Origin of the sequence: Aquimarina spongiae, from assembly GCF_900141785.1 — a bacterium.
Classification (GTDB): domain Bacteria; phylum Bacteroidota; class Bacteroidia; order Flavobacteriales; family Flavobacteriaceae; genus Aquimarina; species Aquimarina spongiae.
Window position 1 is genome coordinate 716,792 of record NZ_FQYP01000001.1, and the last position, 17,739, is coordinate 734,530.

The following is a 17,739-nucleotide window of genomic DNA, read 5'->3' on the forward strand; positions in this document are numbered from 1 at the left end:
AGGCCACTTTATAAATCCTACATCCAAAATTTTCTTCACGGATAAGGATTCCCGTAAAAAACTCATAGCAAAAGCTGTTAATTTTAATCCATATAACAACGATCATAAGGCTTTGTTCCTTTTTTTAAAAGTGACATAAGCTAACTTAAAAAAACAGTTTTTTGTTGTATTTCCCCAATTCTATTTCCTGAAAAACTCAAAAGTATACCCTGTATTGGGTATTTACTTTAGTGCTATCGTGATGTATACTTGTATCGTCAAAAGCCCTCTATCTATTCCTATAGAAAACCTATGTAAGACCTATGGTGTTTTAAACTGAAGAAGTGTATGAAAAAAGTAGTAGTAATAAGAGATACGATAGGTCGAAAATTAAGCTTGGGAGTGTGTATGGTTATCGATGAGCAAAACGCCATCGCGTTTACCTCTCAAAGTTTAGAACGGGGATGGCTCAATAATGCACGTAACATTTCTTGTATTCCTGCAGGGATATACAAGCTGCATCTAGAATGGTCTCCTAAGTTTCAACAAAAACTCTGGGAAATATATGATGTACCCAATCGTAGGGAATGTAAATTCCATGCTGCGAACTTTTGGAGACAACTCAATGGTTGTATTGCACTCGGAAAAAAACGTGCAGATATCGATAATGACGGATTTATGGATATCACCGATAGCAGAAATACCATGAAACGATTTCATAAAGCATTAGAAGGCGAAACTACTGCTGTACTGCATATTATCAATTCACAATTAACGTAACAACAAGGTAGGTATGTCATTTTTTGAAGATCTAAAAGAACGACTAGAGACTACATTGGTAGACTTGACCACCATAGAGCATGTTTTAATAATTGAAGAGTCAGACAACTTATTATATCGTTTTCAACAAACTGCAGGAGATAGCCTTAGTTATATCGGTGCGGCTGATGACGTAGATGAAGAGTTATTTGAACTGTTTAATGAAGCTTTTTCGGCATCTGTAGAAGCACGAACAGGTATAGGACAATTTATCATTGAATGTTTAACATAAATAAATACATAAAAAATGGGATTACAACAATTAAAAACAAAAATTGAAGGAGCAGTTGAAGATTTAGCTACACTAGAAGTAGCCTCTTTTACAGGAAACCAGATCAATCTTGATGGTGTTGATCCAGGAGATGTTTTTGATACTATTAAAAGTGGATTAACCAGTTCTACATTGGTTGGGTACTCTAGGTTTGAGGTAGAAGGGGATGCAATGAATTACGTGAACAGTGATCTTGGGGAAGATAAAAAGTACTTGATTGATGGGCACAATTCTATGGTAGAAGGAGCGCAAAAATCCAGGAAGGATTTCTTCGAATTTGTTCTTAAAGTATTAGGTGTAGACGTGGATTAAATGCGAAAGATTCGTTTTTATAGATTCAAACCCAGTACACAACCACCAGACACCATGGATGGAATGAACGATTGGATGAATGGTGAAATTTCAGATGCTGCCATTGAACCGATAGATGTTTATACCTATACTAATCAGGGGGTAACGGGCGAAGCAAATGATCATTATCCAATGGCCTTACGAATTTTTAAGTATGTCATCAACTTGAAAAGTGCCTACAATTGGTTAAAAAAGAAATTACATGGATAAGCCAAATACATTTGAACTCATTGAGGATACAGAAGTAAGAACGCAATTAACCAAAGCGTATGAAAAGATTGATCAATTGGAAATCATCCAACTATTATCAGACTTAAAATACTTGCCTCAAAAAACGTTCGAATACGGTATTTATGATAATAGTAAGGTAGAGAATGCTATCAAAAAGTTTAGACATGAACTTTCAGAGGCATTGGCAAAGACAGCGTTTAGTAATCTAAACTTTGTCTACAATAGCATCTCAAAGCTATTTGAAGAAGGAGAGGAGCTGCCCAACGAATTATCTCATCAAGAATTCACCTTACTAAAAGAATTGACAGGTCTTGACAAAGAATTGGAGATCTATAAGGTGGAGGAGGAGCAGACCTCTTTGTTATCTAGAGTGTTGATTTATAGATTCCATGTATATGATTTGGCCAAAACCATTCAGCCCAATCATAAAATGACCACAAATGCAGTAGCTGTACTACAACAGTCGGCAGAAAAACTTGGCTTTGATGGTGACATCTATAGCTTCGGAAACCTGCTAGCTGATCAGGAAAATTTATCAAAGTTTTGTTTGAGCTCTCCAATTTTAACCAACAATATTTTTCTGGATTGTATTTTTATTTCAACATCTACAGATCAGGGGCGTGAAGTGCTGAACGAACTTGGAAATACAATCAAAAGGAAGCTTCGTTTCCAAAGAAAAATTGCTTCTCAGCCTTCAAAAACCATTATATCCAAGCTCATCAATTTTCCTGATCGCGAAGCCGTAAAAAATGAAGTCAAAAAGTACATCAGGCAAGATCAAAATCGGTTTTTGAGCCGTGTTTTGCAGGTAAAACTATGGACGATGGGTTTGTATTATGGGCGTTTGGATCATGATTTTGGTCCTTTGTCTATTACCGCTTTAAGTCAATTTTTAATGACTATCGTGCAAAAAGATGAAGATGGCGAAAAAGAGCTGGGTCGCATCATGTATAACCTCAAGAAGGATCAGTGCATTATAAATATTAGATATCTACTCAAAGAACATTTTATCCCTACCGAGGTATCCGATATCCCGGTAGAACAGTCGTCGGTGTCTCAGATTTTTGATTTTGTGTTAGAAGATAAATCCGATGTAAATGTTTTCAGTGTAAATGAGCATACAGAATTTACGCAACAAAGAGAAGAGCTTACCCAAAAACTAAAAACCGAACTAAATCAAGAAGCAAAACTAGTGAATGAGGGGTATCGTACCAATATACGTCAATACAAAGCGCATAAAGGAATTATGCGGTTTTTCTCCAAGATTTTCAAGTTTGTTAGAAATGCGATTCGAAAACTGAGAGAACTCTTTAAAAAACTGTTTAGGATTATTAAAAAAGTATCCAAAATCATATTTAATGAGATCAAGGATGCCTTTCAAAGTTTTAGCAGAGGGATCGAATTTCTTTTTGGAGACCGAATTGTACAACCCACTGCAGCAATAAGCTCTGATTATGATTTTGATTTTGATGGGGTGACTAGAATTCACTCCAAACCCAGTAAAAAAGAGTACGAAATCCATATCAAAACTATTAGGGAGTATGCATCTGCTATCTATTCCACGCTAAACTTTACCAGGATCGTTATAAAATGGGGAATACGAGTGGCCACCGGACCTATTAGCTGGGTACAAATACTCGTGGGTATAGCAAAATTGTTTAGAGAGATGATTCGAAAGAGAGGCATGATCCAAGGGCAGAGCTTGGCTATTGTTTATTAATACATTAAAAAATTATTATGGAAAGACTTATTACTATTCTGAACGCTCTCGAATATGGAATCGTAGCAACAGAAAATTATAGTTTTGATCAAATTGCGAACGCCTTTAAACAAGGACGAGTAAAATTACCGTTATTAAGAAGAATGGGCGGCGGAGGCAACTGTGCATCCATAGCATTAATAAAATCGGCTATAGGATCATTAGGTTTTTCGGGTATTTTTCAATCTGTGATTATTGATACAAATAAAAAACGGTTTTTAATTGATCTTATTGATGATGAAGAACGGACTTACAGTCTTTCTTTTCGAAATTATAAGTACGCCAAAAGAAAGTCGTCTTTCGAATTGAACCGCAATGATGAAACATCGCTAGACATTTTTGAGTTTTCTAATTTTTGTTATGCGGTTTTAGCCGAAATAAAACGGACGAACTACCGAAGAGATCGAAGATACAAAAGAGCTATTACTGATCTGAACAAGGGAGAAGCAACAAAATACATCTATGGGAACCTGGGAGTAGACAAACAGAAAATAGGGGACGTATCCATAGAAAATTTAGGCTCCTACAAACATATTGTAGTTTGGAATAGTAAACATGCCGTTTATGCCAGTGAAGGTATGTATGACGAGTTTTTTAACGGGCATAATGATACAGAGCCTTTAGAAAAACTCAAAGAAATTCATGGTAATGGTACCGACAAGCACAATCCAAAAGGTGCTTATGTGGTCATTCAATAACTAAATCAAAACATAGTATTATGCCATATAATCCAGATTTTATTGCAGGTCAAAATATCCCGCTTCCCACACCCAATAGTCGAGTACTGTCTTCGGCATTTGGAGGAGGATATATTCATCATTCGCGTCATTCTATATTGTTCAACCAGAAACGCGGTTTCGCTTTTGTGGCTGCCCATAATGTAGATGGAGCAACACTATCTTCATCTCAGTTTACGAGTCGCAATTTCCGAGAGGATCCAAATATTCAACCCGGAACCCTTCAGGTAGACAACAATCGTGGCTATCGGCAAAGTCAGAATGGGGTGTTTGGGCCCAATCCTTGGGATAGGGGACACTTAGCACGACGCAAAAGCCTATCATGGGGCAATGAAGAGGAAGCTTCAAAAGCAGAACTCGAAAGCGATTTCTGGTCAAATATCGCTCCACAACACAAGAACTTGCATGATGATGCCTGGGGAAATATTGAAGATTGGATGTTGAAACGTGTAGAAAATAGCAACCAACGAGCGTGTGTCTTTACCGGTCCTGTATTTACCGAAGATGATCCAAAACATAACAATGGACCCAACGAAATACCTATTCGAATTCCTGCAGGATTTTGGAAAGTGATTACCGTCGAGTTGAACGGTGTAATGCGTTCGGCTGGTTTTCTGGTTTGGCAACGTGATTATGATAGTGAAACTCCATTACCTTTTGAACCGGTATTGGAGCAAGTTCGATTAACAACGATTGAAGTGTTGACCGGATTGACTTTTCCATCGTTACGTTCATTTGATCCTTTATTGTTTAACCAACAGGGACAAAGACGTGACAAATCCATCTCCTTGGCTCGAAAAACCTTACGCAAGGAAATGGCCAAATCCTTTGATATTGCATTAGAAACAGGCACGGAGCTTGCGGAAGACTTGTTGTTTAAAGCCACTTCTCCTGGTACATTCATAATTACAGACATGAGAGATATTGTGCTTTAAAACCTATCAAATCTCAGACAGTTCTCCTTGTTCCTCTACCAAGTAGTGTTTATTTACAGAGATGTTATTAAGCGTATCCACAATACCCGATGGCCATTGCAAAACAATACTATTGATTTTGGCGGAATGGCCCAGACCAAAATGCATTTCATAATCATTCTGGCTTCCATATCCGGTTACAGGGTACATCCATCTATGGATACGTTTTTCTTTTTGATCCACAGTAAAAGTAAGGATCGCTAGAGTGCCTATACCTTGGCGATTAGATTGTACGCCTCGTAGTCTAATGGTTATCCAATTGTTGTCTGTGGTATTATTTTTATAAAACCTATTGATTTGATCATTACTTCCCCAGTTGGCTACAAAAATATCCAGGTCTCCATCCCGATCAAAATCCGCATAAGCAGTACCGGCAGAGGTGTCGGCATGTTTTGTAATTTGATCCGTTAAATCTTGAATAAAGGTTCCGTCCCCTTTATTTAGGTATAAAAAATTATGCATATCTGGTCTATAGGTACCATTTGCGATAAAAAGATCAATATCACCATCATTATCATAATCTCCCCAGGTATGTCCTTTAGAGGCTCCTCCTTGTTGCTGGGTTAATATACTTTGTTGGACAACCGTTAAATTACCCTGGCCATCATTTTTGTATAAAAAGTTCTGTTTGTCAAAGTTTGCCAGAAACAGATCCAAATCCCCATCTTCATCATAATCCGCCATAGATACACCGTAGGAGTACCCTATATCTTCAACCACATGTCCGGTGTTAACTTTTTCAAATTCCCAATTCCCTAAGTTTTTAAAATAGAGATTTGGTGTTCGGGCATTGGCGACATAAAAATCGGGGAGACCGTCATTATTTAAATCTCCACATCCACATGCACGGCCTCTGCCGTTACCACTCGTAAGTGGGCTGTCTTTCATCTTTTCAAATACTCCATTCCCTTGGTTTTTGAACACCAGATTGGTTCCACTTCCTGAGGCAACTATAAATACATCCAAATCCCCATCATTTTCGATATCTACCCAGCAGGCCATAGAGGCTGCTATATCATCTGCCGTTAAAGGATGATCAGCAATTCTTTTAAACCCCATATTTTCGATATTTTCAAAGAGAAAATTGCCTTCTTGACCTCTGCTCACCACATATAGATCCAGGTCTCCATCATTATCATAATCTACCCAGTTTACGCCTTGCGAATTACCCCCGTGTTTCACGACTTCAGAATACACGTCTGCTCCCGAGGCATCACTGGTCATTTTTTTAAAGGTACCATCTCCATTATTTCTGTATAAAAAATTCCATTGCCCATTAGAATTGGCAACATACAGATCCGGATCTCCATCCTGATCATAATCGCCCCAGGCCACTCCGCGTGATAAATTACCATCTGTGGCTATTCTTCCAGTAACTATAGGTTCGAATATCCCGGTTGGTATACTTTCCTTTTTGATGGTGTCTTGGTTAGCAGTTTGATTACAAGCTAGTACAGACAGGAAGGGAAGGAGCGCGATGAAAACTTTGGTTTTGAATTGCATAGCCTAATGTTTTATTTCCACTCTTTTTTTGCTTCTTCCAGGTCTTTTAGAAATTCCGGGTTTTTGGTCATCGCTACTAACATCTGGTGCGCTAACACCCGTGCTGCTTCTTCATCACTGGGATAATGAATCCCCATAATTTCTCGTGACTCTCCAACTTCGTAGGCTACCTCTAGAAATTCCTTTCTTTTGGTTGGTATCAATTCACTCCAGGCAAAGGCTTGGATATAGGCCCAAAGGGTATGACCGCTGGCAAAAGAAGGAGAAGATATTCTGGCCAAAGGTTCTAATTTAGGTTCAAGATGATAGGGGCGGGCTCTTAACAAATGGTATTTTACCGTAAACTCCATCAAACGCATATCTTTGGTGATGCCTCGTAGTAATTTGGTAGTAGCAGGATAGTTTTGATAGGTAACCTGATCCCCCATAACCGCTTTACCTTCGTAGAGTAAGTTCTCCAAATTTTGCTCATATCGATTATGTGTAGGTAAGATATCAGCATGTGGCCAATAGCCTATAGGGGCAAGTACCTGGGATGCTCGATTGGATTCTGCTTGAGTACGTTTTGCTTGCCATGCTAATAAGTACTCTAGTTCGGCTTTGGTTTGGTCTGAACTATTGGCAGGAAAATGAATACTGTGTTTTAACCGTTGGACTTGTTCTTTGGTTAAATAATGTGGGGTAATCATGGTGTAAATCAATGTCCCACTACTATACTTGGACGCAGGAAAAACAACCTTGTCCAGATCAGCTCTTGTTGCGTTGGGTTTGCTATCTAATTGCTGTAAAGAAGCATAATGGTTTTTGGCAGGCTCAAGGGGATGAAGGGTTTGAGCTGCGCTATACAAATGAACGATACTAATAACTAGTAGCAAGAGGTACTTTTTTTGGATCATAACTTTTGGTTTTGAATAGTTAGATTGATTTAAACGTATATCGCTTATAAACGATTTAAAAGTACATCTTTTTGAATATGAAAGTAGTAAAGTAATGTTAAAATAAGTTTAGAGTAGGGTAGTGAACTCTTTGAGCAGCTCTTTGTTGAGGGTGTAGAAAACGAATTTATCTTTATTTTCGGTTAGAAACAAACCGCTTTCCTTAAGGATTTTTACATGCTGAGAAATGGTGGATTGAGAATAGGTAAACATCTGTACCAAATCCTTATTGCAAGTCACATTATCGATACCCTTACCATCGTTTTTGGTACTTAGGTATCTTATCAAAGCAACACGCAAAGGATGTGCTAATGCATTGGCTATGGTTGCAATTTGATGATCCTTTTGGGTGATATAATCATTGGATTTATCTGTTCTTATTCTCATTAAGCAAAACGATTTATGACAAATATAAGAACTATTATAGCAACATAATGGTCAAGCAATAACCGTTGCTGGTCCAATTTGGTTGTTAATAATTCTGAATAAGTATATTTTATTGACATAATTTTTAAATATATATTTAGATAGTAAAATATACCCCACTATGTGATTTAGGTATGCACGTATGAATTATGTCATATCAAAATTTCAATTTACAAGTAAACACATTATTAAAAGTAAGAGTACCAGAAAAGAATATCTAATAAAGATATTTCTTCTGCGGCTAAAGCTAATCGTAAATTCTTAAGTGACAAATTAATTTATTTTCGGATATCCTTAATGGAAGAAACTAATAGAGACCTAGTAAATTCAATAAAATCTAATTCATTAGATCTTTTATCAGAGTATGGAGAAATTACTTTAGATGCAACCTTAGAGTCAGGAGTATTAAAGGATATTCCAATATTTGGAAGTATTGTGAAATTATCCAAGATTGGGGTTACAATACGAGATTATCTATTCATCAATAAATTAAAAACCTTTTTAACTAATATCAGTAACATTCCTTTAAATGTTAGAAAGAATTTTGTTGATGAATACTATAAAAATGAAAATAAGTCTTATAGTCTCGGCGAAAAACTCATACATACTATTGAAAACATTGACAGTACAAAAAAAGCTGCTTATGTCGGGAAAGCTTTTAAGTTATACGCTTTAAAGAAAATTGATAACATTGAGTTTTTCGATTTAGTATATGCTATTGAAAATTTCAAATTGCATTATACAGATATATTTCTCAGTTCATGCTTATCAATTAAAAGTCACGATGTGAAAAAAGAAATTCTTGAACACTTTTCTACTTGTGGTCTTTCACTAATTCCAGCTAACGGCTTGATTTTAAAGCATGAGAGACATAGAATTAATTATTCATTAAAAGGTATCACAGATTTAGGAAGATTATTCTTAGAACATATTATAGAGTACAATAAACAGGAAATTAAGACTGAATTTTATCAAACAATTTTAAATATAAAAATTACTAATAAATATAAGGACGAAGATTACAAGGAGAGTGAAGTTATAACTAAAGAGGAATTGAGCGAAATACTAAGCAAAAAAACTTTGAAGGAACTGTTTTATTACTCTGTTCATTCTGATAATACAATTAGCAATTTCCATAATAGTAGATTTAGGATAATTTCACGTAGAGAAGAAGATGTCTTTGTCTTGTACAAGGATAAACTAAAAAAGAAAAAATAGGTTCAATAAAATGATAAAAAACAATAATAATGAAACAACCAGTCAAAATAGTCAATTTTGTGATAGAACATCCTTTTAATATTAATTCACAAGAAGGAAGTAGTATGCTTGAATTCCATATACTTCAATGTTTAGCAGATCACGAAGAATATGAATTGCAATCAGTAAATGTAAGTGAGATCAAAGAAGGATACTTAGTAGTACTCCTTTTAAAAGTTTAATGAAACGATTTAATAATTATGGAAAAATGAATCTATGGTTCCTAATTTTAACCAGAAAACGATTAATACTTTGGCTAAAAGAGCAGCGTATTTATGCTCAAATCCAGATTGCAGAACGCAAACTGTCGGTCCGAATGAAGATCCAAATAAATCTACAGTAATTGGAGAAGCTGCTCATATTTTTGGAGCCCGACCAGGATCAAAGCGTTATGTCTCAAGCATGACTGATTTTGCTAGAAGCAACATTACGAATGGAATATGGTTGTGTAGAAATTGCCACAAAATGATTGACACGGATTATCAGCGATTTTCAAGTGATATTCTATTTATATGGAGAGAGAAACATGAAAATTTTGTTAGTTCAGAGCTAGGTAATACAACGGATAAAATTAGACAAGAACAACTAAGTTTACAGCTAAATGAGTTCAAGGATTACCCACCTTTAATTAGGCGAATTATTATTGATAAACCCATTGGATGGGAGTATAAATTAACGGTTGAACTAATGAGATACTTGAATAATCCCTTTCTTCGAAAAATAGAAGATTTAAAAGCAGGGCTTTATATCAAGTCTCAACAGCATGTTAAGGATGAAGAAATGGCCGATTGGATAAGTAAAAGGTTGAATGAATCTGGGAAGCTTGTCCCTCCAATGGTTGGACTTATAGATAGATTAAATAAAAGTTGGGGAGCTCTTGGGGAAGAAGGTGACTTTAAGGAAATTCATCACATTTGTTGTTTAATTAGAAATAACTTAGAGCTAATTGTTTTTCATGAGGAGAAAATCTTTTCAACCAATGTTCCCGAACGATACGAACGAGTTTTGGGTTTGTTAAAAAATTTACTGGGGTCTCAAGCAGAAAAATTAAAGATTATTCCTGATAGACTAGAGGAAATCATATCATATATTGACAAAGATGATAAAAAGGCGCTTGAAGCTTTGGAAGGGAAAGAAGAAATGATAGTTTTTGAAGTTTCAGAAAATTGGGAGAAAGATTTCAATAAGGAACTAAATGAATTAAACATAAATTTAGAGCATCAATATAGTCAAAGAGGTTGTCTTATGATGATTCCTTTAGGAGGAATTATTTTAGGGGCTTTAATTTTTCTTTGTTAAAAGAAAAAATTAAAAATAACACTTTTACTTTCAGTAATTTAAAAAAAAGCTCAATAGTACGATAATGAAATTTGCATTAGTTGATGATATTAAAACTGAAGCTGTTAAAGGGGCTAAAGGAATATGCCCTAGTTGTGGCTCAGAGATGATTGCTAGATGTGGTAATTTCAAAATCAATCATTGGGCTCATAAGGGGAGACGTAAATGTGATCCATGGTGGGAAAACGAAACAATATGGCATCGTTCCTGGAAAAACAATTACCCCATTGAATGGCAAGAAATTTCCTTGCTTGATGAAAAAACAGGCGAAAAGCACATAGCAGATATTCAAGCAAATGATGGTTTGGTCATAGAATTTCAACATTCATATATCAACCCTGAGGAGAGATTCAGTCGTGAAAAATTCTATAAAAAGATGGTTTGGGTTGTTGATGGAACACGTTTAAAAAAGGATTATCCGCGTTTTATGAAAGGTAAATCTGATTTTATAACTACGAATAAACCTGGTATTTTTAAAGTTGATTTTCCTGACGAATGTTTCCCTTATGCCTGGCTGGAAAGCTCCGTGCCGGTAGTTTTTGATTTTGGCAAATTATTTGAATCAATATCCGGTATATCTAATCCAATGTATTGTTTGTTTCCTAAACATGAAAATTATTATGCTCTAATAGCAGAGATAAATCGTAAAACATTTATAAAAACTACTCTTAATGGTGAATGGTTATCCAGAACGGAAGAATTTCTGAAACAAAGTAAAAAGACAAAACTAAATCGGACTTTTATTCAACCAATTGAAAATACTATTAGAAGAAAACCTTCTAAATATGTCTTAGAAAGAGGCAAGTGGAAAAAAAGACGACGATTCTAACAAAGGCAAAACAAACTAAAACGATTGGGACGCAATTTAAAAATCAACTATAAAGTTATTAAATGAATAAATATTATAAAATAACCTGGCTTTTTATTGGTTTAACAATCTTATTTTATGACACTCTCAAAAGCGTTTATGAAAAACAAATTGTTGAGCCTATATTGAGCAATACAAAGTCAAATATTCTTGTCGATATAGTATTTATAGTAATCGTTTTTATATTTATATGGAAGCTCTACAAAAATTTTATAAACAAAACATTCATCTCAAAACATCAACTTTTTTTTAGTTGTGCAGTTCTAATTCTTTATGGATTTATTAGAATATTCGAAAACTATAGCTTTTTGGGTTCATCATTATTTAATGAAATAAAGTATTTCGATATTCTTTTTTTATATTTTTTATTATCTCCAATTACTTTTCTGTTAGCGTTTCTCCATAAAAAAAAATCACCTGATTTAACCTTAGAAAACTTATATACTGATTCCCCAATTGTACAAGATGATGAAGATATTTTGGATAGAAATTATAAAGCAAAAAGAATTGCAGAAGAAATCTATGAGACCAAATCGAAAGAAGCTATAGGGTTTGGTATAACAGGTGAGTGGGGAAGCGGTAAGACTTCTTTTCTTAATCTTCTGAAAAAAGAAATAAAGAGTCGTAATAATGAAGATTTTGTTTTGATAGATTTTAATCCTTGGCTGAATTTAGGAGTAGAATCCATTATCCAAGATTATTTTGATACTATTCAAACTGCCTTAAGGCCTTATGGTGAAGATATTTATAGAGAAATTAAACATTATTCAGATTCGTTGTTGAATATAAGTAAATCAAGTATTTCTGATACTTTAAAGAAAGTTATAGGTGTAACATTAAAAAAAAATGTTACGGCTGAGTTTTCTGACCTGAATAGATTGTTAAAAAAAATAAATAAACGGGTAATAGTTTTTATTGATGATTTTGATAGACTACAACCAAGTGAAATTTTCGAAATTTTAAAATTAATTAGAAATACTGCGGGGTTTGATAATTTCATTTATATAGTGGCATATGATAAATCTTACGTAAAAGAATCATTAGAAAACTTCAACATACCTAACTCTGAAAAATTCTCAGAAAAAATATTTCTCAAAGAGGAACATTTGATTCCGGCTACTCAAGGACAAATATGTACATTCATTAAAGATTCTTTAATAGAAAACATTGAAGATGAAGATGGTCAAATAGCGAATTATTTCAATGTAGGCTCATTATTTCGTAGTTCTGAGATAATAATTTCTTTAAAACATTTAAGAGATGCAAAAAGGTTTTTGAATTCATTTATAAATGATTATAAAATAATAAAAAATGAAATTTTATTTACGGATTATTTCAACTTGAAATTATTAAAATTTAAATTTTATGATGTTTATATTTTGCTCTTTTTGAACAGATCCAAATTTTTGAATGAAAGAGGACAATATTTTGGTAAAGGAGGGAGTAAATATTGTTTACAAAACAAATATGAGAATGATGGAAATAACAACTTTGGATTTAGACCTAAGGATCATAGTAAATCAATACTAGGTAAGTTTATAGTTGATCACCTTAATTATTCAGAACAAGAAAGGTCCGAAATTTCAAAGTTGATGTTAAAACTATTTGAAACTGAAAAATACAATAACAAACATCATTCGTCAATAATATTCCATCAAAATTATCATAAATACTTTAAAGATAATTTAAACATTAATGACTTATCAGAAGCGGATTTTAATGAAGCTATAAATGAAGATTATGTAATTCTACATGAAAAAATAGATAAATGGCATTCGGAAAACAAACTAGACCTAGTAAGGTATAGATTTTATGAGATAAGTATAAACGATATTGATAGTAGCGAAAAATATGAATTAATTATTGAATCAATATTTTATTTGGCAAATTTAAAAGTAAAAAATTCAAATTTTAAAAGTCATATTTTTGGTTATGATCATTCAGTTCTCTTGAATTTAATTGATAATCGAGATAGTAAAATTTCAAATAAGTTGTACCAAGGAGAAGAAGAGCCTCTAAGAAAATTTATAGAGGAAAGGTTTTCTAGCGCTTCCAGTCCTTTTGCTTTTGAGTCCGATTTATTAAACTATATAATAAACAATAATCATAAAAAGGATAGTTTTACATTAAATGATGAAAGAATAATTGAGCTGTTAATATTTTATTTAGAAAATTACTTAAATTCTAAAGACTCTTTAACCAATAATGTATGGTTATTGTTTCACAATTGTAAAACTATTTGGCAAAGAATAGATGATGGTAATTACATCAAACAGCCAAAGTATTTCCCTCGTGCACAAGAATTACTTATTAATTTTATAAAAAAAGATTTAGATAGTTTTTTAGTTACATTTATTGAGCCTCAAAGTTTTTATGGAAATGAAAGAGCAGGAGGTAACCACATAGGTGTTTCTACTGGAGTGAAAAATAACATATTTGGATCGTATGAAGCTTTTGAGAAATTCTTGACAGAATTGGATGCAGATAAACTTGAAAAACCAACATATTTTAAAGATGAATTTTTAAGTTTTCTGAAAAAATTTAAAGAGAACGAGTATCAAATGATCGAATTTGAATTTACATATCCACTGGCAATTGAAAGATTAGAGTCTTTTAAAAGAGGCTGAATTGTATAATATTACGTAAAATAGAAATTGGATTTTGGTAATGGCCTCAGAAAACTTTGGCACAAACAATAGGCAAAGGAGCGTCAATATTTTAGAATTTTAGTACTGAAGTTTAATCAGAGTCGTACATATTCATTCGGGTTCTAAACGATCTTATAAGTTAGAATGTTTTCTAAAATATAGCGACTGCGCCGTACATTGTTTCCAAAGTTTTATGCAGCCTTGATTTTTTTGTTTCTTTTTGTATCAAGACAAAAAGATATGCAAGCCCTTAGAATGTTTAATCTGTTGTTCTGCAGTGAGCATGTGCATAGAAATTATCTCGTTAGAGTAATTTTATGCTTATGCGGCAACTTCACGAGAATCGCATAAAAACTTTTTTTATGTATATTTTATCAAATACCCGATTTATAATGCACCTAAAAGTTTTGCTTTTTTTGGTGTGGCCAAGCGATGGCAAATTGTGTGTAGAAAAAAATGCATTAAGCATTTTTATTTACAAAACAATAAAGCGGTTGGGCGCGGCAATTTTACATAACGGCAAATTATAGCTACAAATGTCAAACGTGAGGTTTAAACATAAACGTCTTAAAAGAAATATTAATGACCCCAGTAGCTACGATTACTATGAAATAGAATTATCCTGGGATATTTTACATAGTATTACATTATAGCTACGGATGTAACAGGCGTGTTGCAAATTGACTTTTACATAATTACTATCGATATAAAACACGGGCGTGTCATTATATCTGCAATTATGTAAAATACTACGTATGCGCCAATTTACTTCTATAAATACATTTGTACTATAATTTATATTATGTAAAATAGAATATTTTGTTACCTACACTGCATTCGGTTTTGAGCACAAAAAAACAGCCTACCTATCGACAGGCTGTTTTCGCAAATTGACGTGTGTATATCTAATCATTCAGTACCCCAAACGATTGGTTCCCGAATCGATAACTAGATATCTTGTGCAAGGTAGCACTTTCAGCTATATTCTAAAACTACCTTTTAACCAATTTGATTGAGAGATATCAATTAGTTCGGTTTTAATTACTTAACCTTACACGTCTTAAGGCCTACCAAAGTATACAGCGGACAAAAACTGATAAAACTGGTAATCAAAAACACCGCAGATAATGCGATAAGTACATATCCTAGCGTTCCGCTAATGGTTTCGGTATAAAACAGAACTCCCACCAAAATGGCAATAGCAAATCTCACTAAACGATCTAGTTGACCCATATTCTTTTTCATAGTATTATATTTTAAATAGCAAATTGAATAAGTTGAACAATCATAGCCACCAGGCTTATACATAAAACACAAACCAGCAGTAATTTCAACGCTTTTTTAGTTTTCATGAATAATCCTGTTGCTTTTACACAAAACTATTCATCTCAACTACCAAAAGCTGTGACAATTGTTACATCAGATCTCTATAAAATATATTGGTAATACTGATTATAGCAGTTCTACGATACCTTGTTGTAGTTTAAGCACGCCATCGTGCTCTAGTTTTTTCAGCAATCGGGAGATTACTTCTCGAGACGAACCCAAATCATAAGCGATATCCTTATGTGTGGTATGTAGTGTATTACTATTTTTGAGCTCTGCCTCTTTCTTCAAATACTCCATCAAACGGGTTTCTTTTTTAGAAAAAGTCAAAATCTCAATTACATTGAGCAATTCATCAAACTTAAGATTAAACAGATCATAGACAAACTCATTCCATTGTGGATAAGATTTGGCGATATTCATCATTTTATCTGCAGGGATAATCACCACCTCTGCCTCCTCCTCTATGATCGCCTTTACCCTACTGGTTTGATTACGTATCAAGGTGGTAACCGACATCACACAGCTTTCCCCTGGTTTGATATAATACAACAACACTTCATTACCTTGTATGGGCTCGGTTTTAAAGACTTTGGCAAGCCCGGATACGATTAATGGAATGGCTTTTACATAAGCTCCTTCATTTAAAATGATCGTTCCAGTTTCAAAAGTTTGGAGGCTACAAACGGCAAGTAATTCTTCTTTAAGCCCCGGCATCTGGGCCAATTTGGGGAAATAGGTATCTAAAGCTTCTGCAATCAAGGTGTTTACTTTTCTCCCTTAAAGGTATCAAAAATTTGATCCATCTTAGAATTTAAATTTCCCTCGTACCGAAAAGTCGTTTTGGTTACTAAAACCACCAAAATTTTGCTTTACATTGATCAAATTTTCTACTTCTATGGTAAAATTCTTATTCAAATCATATCCCATACCGTTGGCCATATTAAATTGGGATAGCTTAACAGATATTGACTCATCTGGAAAAACGCCACCCATAAACTCTGCGCTAAGCCCAGAATACATATAAAATCGTTTGGTCACATATTTTTTGGCAAAAAACGAACCCCCAAAGAGATCCTGACTTGCATTTTTGTCGCGATACCCTCGTATTTGAAAAAAGAGATTAGAATTTACCCGATAATTCACCTCAAAATTGGCGTTAAAGTCATGACTAGAGTCATCGGTATATTTGGCCCCACTGGTGGTTACTCTTGGGCCTAATGAATCCGTGGGACGTTCTTGTTGTGCATGCATATGCGTATGCAGCATTACTACAGAAATAACAATAAAAATTGGATAAGTTGTGGTGTTGAAGTGCATGGCTTTTGATTAGAGAGTACTTCTAAAAGACTGCCAGCCCATACACCTGTTACAAAATTTCTAGTCTACCCCAGTTACTTTGTCCTCTTTTAAAGCTTCGATAGTCCCTCGATAACTAATTGGTGTTCTATGGCTACTATTGACATTGATACTTACCACCTGATTCGGGAAAAAGGTTAAGACTACCTTATTCGATTCTTTGTTGTTATCGATATAAAAAGTCATCACATGACGTTGTTTCTTCTCGTTTTTTACGATTTTAAAACGTGTAGGTACTCCTTTAAATTCAATTCCACCTTTGTTCGCATTATATTCCCCTGCCAACTGACGTTCTCCGTAGTATGGTAAATACATTTCTACTTCACCGCCTTTCATTCGTACAAAACTTGGGTTGTTGATCAGATTGACACTCCCCACAGAGCTCCCCGGAGGAAAAAATCCACTATTGGCAAAGCTATTCAATGCTGATGTAGTTAAAGGATAGGCCCATTCTACATCTACCTGGAAGTTTTTTTGGTTCACCCACTCCTCTACTGCCATGCTCTCTGCTGTTGGTGCAATGACCTTGTCGGCACTCCCACAGCTCAACATCAAGATACTGCTTACTAAGATGATTATAACTCTCATTTTCCTTCTTCTTTTTGTTGATATAATACAATACAAAAACCGTGCAGTTCTCGAATAATTTTCGAGACTACCTTTCATAAAGGGGTATCAACTGCTTTTGACCAAGAATGTACTTTTAGCTCTCACGCTCTTCATTATCATCTTTCTCTGGCATCTGCAACTCACCGTTTCCGGCAATGGCAAAACGATCTCTTTTGGATCCATATCCAAAATTCAACGATCTGCGATACTTGGTTTGAAAGTCAGCGAAGCGTCTTTTTTTGGAAGATTTTTTCTTTTCGCTCATAACTCTAAGTTTTGTATTACGAATTCATTTGATAGAATTTCTCTAACTAAGTTATTACTTTTTTAATTATAAAATACTAGTTGG

The 17,739-nt window shown here is 34.3% G+C and carries 20 protein-coding genes; 12 read left to right on the forward strand and 8 right to left on the reverse strand.

The annotated features are described in order from the left end of the window. The first annotated feature begins 327 nt into the window (after positions 1–327). From BUE24_RS03260 to BUE24_RS03290, 7 genes are read left to right on the forward strand one after another with little or no spacing between them, the layout of a single operon-like run. Positions 328–759, forward strand: a complete 432-nt coding sequence (locus BUE24_RS03260; protein ID WP_073313842.1) for a DUF5675 family protein — start codon at positions 328–330, stop codon at positions 757–759. 13 nt (positions 760–772) lie between these two features. Continuing rightward, positions 773–1,030 carry a hypothetical protein gene (locus tag BUE24_RS03265; protein ID WP_073313844.1) on the forward strand — a complete coding sequence of 86 codons (258 nt, stop codon included), beginning with the start codon at positions 773–775 and terminating at the stop codon, positions 1,028–1,030. Positions 1,031–1,045: 15 nt separating this feature from the next. Further along, complete coding sequence (locus BUE24_RS03270) at positions 1,046–1,381, forward strand: hypothetical protein (RefSeq protein ID WP_073313847.1); 336 nt, start codon at positions 1,046–1,048, stop codon at positions 1,379–1,381. Then, a complete protein-coding gene (locus tag BUE24_RS03275) occupies positions 1,382–1,630 on the forward strand; it encodes a hypothetical protein (protein WP_073313849.1) in 249 nt (82 codons plus the stop codon). Beyond that, positions 1,623–3,371: a hypothetical protein gene (locus BUE24_RS03280; protein ID WP_073313851.1), complete on the forward strand. Its 1,749-nt coding sequence runs from the start codon at positions 1,623–1,625 to the stop codon at positions 3,369–3,371. Before BUE24_RS03275 ends, BUE24_RS03280 begins: the two co-directional genes overlap by 8 nt. A gap of 17 nt (positions 3,372–3,388) precedes the next feature. Next, positions 3,389–4,108 carry a hypothetical protein gene (locus tag BUE24_RS03285; protein WP_073313853.1) on the forward strand — a complete coding sequence of 240 codons (720 nt, stop codon included), beginning with the start codon at positions 3,389–3,391 and terminating at the stop codon, positions 4,106–4,108. Between the two features lie 20 nt (positions 4,109–4,128). Further along, a complete protein-coding gene (locus BUE24_RS03290) occupies positions 4,129–5,082 on the forward strand; it encodes a DNA/RNA non-specific endonuclease (protein WP_073313855.1) in 954 nt (317 codons plus the stop codon). 6 nt (positions 5,083–5,088) lie between these two features. Here the strand turns inward: BUE24_RS03290 and BUE24_RS03295 are convergent, their stop codons facing one another. The 3 genes from BUE24_RS03295 to BUE24_RS03305 form a co-directional block, all read right to left on the reverse strand. Further along, positions 5,089–6,624 (reverse strand): CRTAC1 family protein, encoded by a 1,536-nt coding sequence (locus tag BUE24_RS03295; protein ID WP_073313857.1) that lies wholly within the window; start codon positions 6,622–6,624, stop codon positions 5,089–5,091. An 11-nt stretch (positions 6,625–6,635) separates the two neighbouring features. Continuing rightward, positions 6,636–7,520, reverse strand: a complete 885-nt coding sequence (locus BUE24_RS03300; protein ID WP_073313859.1) for a phosphatase PAP2 family protein — start codon at positions 7,518–7,520, stop codon at positions 6,636–6,638. 108 nt (positions 7,521–7,628) lie between these two features. Continuing rightward, on the reverse strand, positions 7,629–7,946 hold the full coding sequence (locus BUE24_RS03305) for an ArsR/SmtB family transcription factor (protein WP_073313861.1): 318 nt from the start codon (positions 7,944–7,946) through the stop codon (positions 7,629–7,631). Between the two features lie 336 nt (positions 7,947–8,282). Here BUE24_RS03305 and BUE24_RS03310 point away from each other — a divergent pair, with 336 nt between their 5' ends. The 5 genes from BUE24_RS03310 (at position 8,283) to BUE24_RS03330 (ending at position 14,075) form a co-directional block, all read left to right on the forward strand. Next, the gene (locus tag BUE24_RS03310; protein WP_073313863.1) at positions 8,283–9,203 is read left to right on the forward strand and encodes a hypothetical protein; all 921 of its coding nucleotides are present in this window, start codon (positions 8,283–8,285) and stop codon (positions 9,201–9,203) included. 29 nt (positions 9,204–9,232) lie between these two features. After that, complete coding sequence (locus tag BUE24_RS03315; protein WP_073313865.1) at positions 9,233–9,424, forward strand: hypothetical protein; 192 nt, start codon at positions 9,233–9,235, stop codon at positions 9,422–9,424. 34 nt (positions 9,425–9,458) lie between these two features. After that, positions 9,459–10,541: an HNH endonuclease gene (locus BUE24_RS03320; RefSeq protein ID WP_073313867.1), complete on the forward strand. Its 1,083-nt coding sequence runs from the start codon at positions 9,459–9,461 to the stop codon at positions 10,539–10,541. Between the two features lie 64 nt (positions 10,542–10,605). Next, positions 10,606–11,409 carry a competence protein CoiA gene (locus tag BUE24_RS03325; protein WP_073313868.1) on the forward strand — a complete coding sequence of 268 codons (804 nt, stop codon included), beginning with the start codon at positions 10,606–10,608 and terminating at the stop codon, positions 11,407–11,409. 62 nt (positions 11,410–11,471) lie between these two features. Beyond that, positions 11,472–14,075 (forward strand): KAP family P-loop NTPase fold protein, encoded by a 2,604-nt coding sequence (locus BUE24_RS03330; protein WP_073313870.1) that lies wholly within the window; start codon positions 11,472–11,474, stop codon positions 14,073–14,075. Between the two features lie 1,062 nt (positions 14,076–15,137). On the opposite strand, the gene BUE24_RS03335 is transcribed toward BUE24_RS03330, so the two are convergent. The 5 genes from BUE24_RS03335 to BUE24_RS23815 all read right to left on the reverse strand — a co-directional run bounded on the left by BUE24_RS03335 (position 15,138) and on the right by BUE24_RS23815 (position 17,655). Continuing rightward, positions 15,138–15,341 (reverse strand): YgaP family membrane protein, encoded by a 204-nt coding sequence (locus tag BUE24_RS03335; protein ID WP_073313872.1) that lies wholly within the window; start codon positions 15,339–15,341, stop codon positions 15,138–15,140. Between the two features lie 207 nt (positions 15,342–15,548). Next, positions 15,549–16,184: a Crp/Fnr family transcriptional regulator gene (locus tag BUE24_RS03340; RefSeq protein WP_073313874.1), complete on the reverse strand. Its 636-nt coding sequence runs from the start codon at positions 16,182–16,184 to the stop codon at positions 15,549–15,551. A 45-nt stretch (positions 16,185–16,229) separates the two neighbouring features. Next, positions 16,230–16,742, reverse strand: coding sequence for a hypothetical protein (locus BUE24_RS03345; RefSeq protein ID WP_073313876.1), 513 nt, complete (start codon positions 16,740–16,742; stop codon positions 16,230–16,232). A 60-nt stretch (positions 16,743–16,802) separates the two neighbouring features. Then, entirely contained in the window at positions 16,803–17,369 is a 567-nt protein-coding gene (locus BUE24_RS03350) for a DUF4251 domain-containing protein (RefSeq protein WP_073313878.1), read from the reverse strand. A gap of 115 nt (positions 17,370–17,484) precedes the next feature. Beyond that, the gene (locus BUE24_RS23815; RefSeq protein ID WP_170864541.1) at positions 17,485–17,655 is read right to left on the reverse strand and encodes a hypothetical protein; all 171 of its coding nucleotides are present in this window, start codon (positions 17,653–17,655) and stop codon (positions 17,485–17,487) included. Positions 17,656–17,739 lie beyond the last annotated feature (84 nt).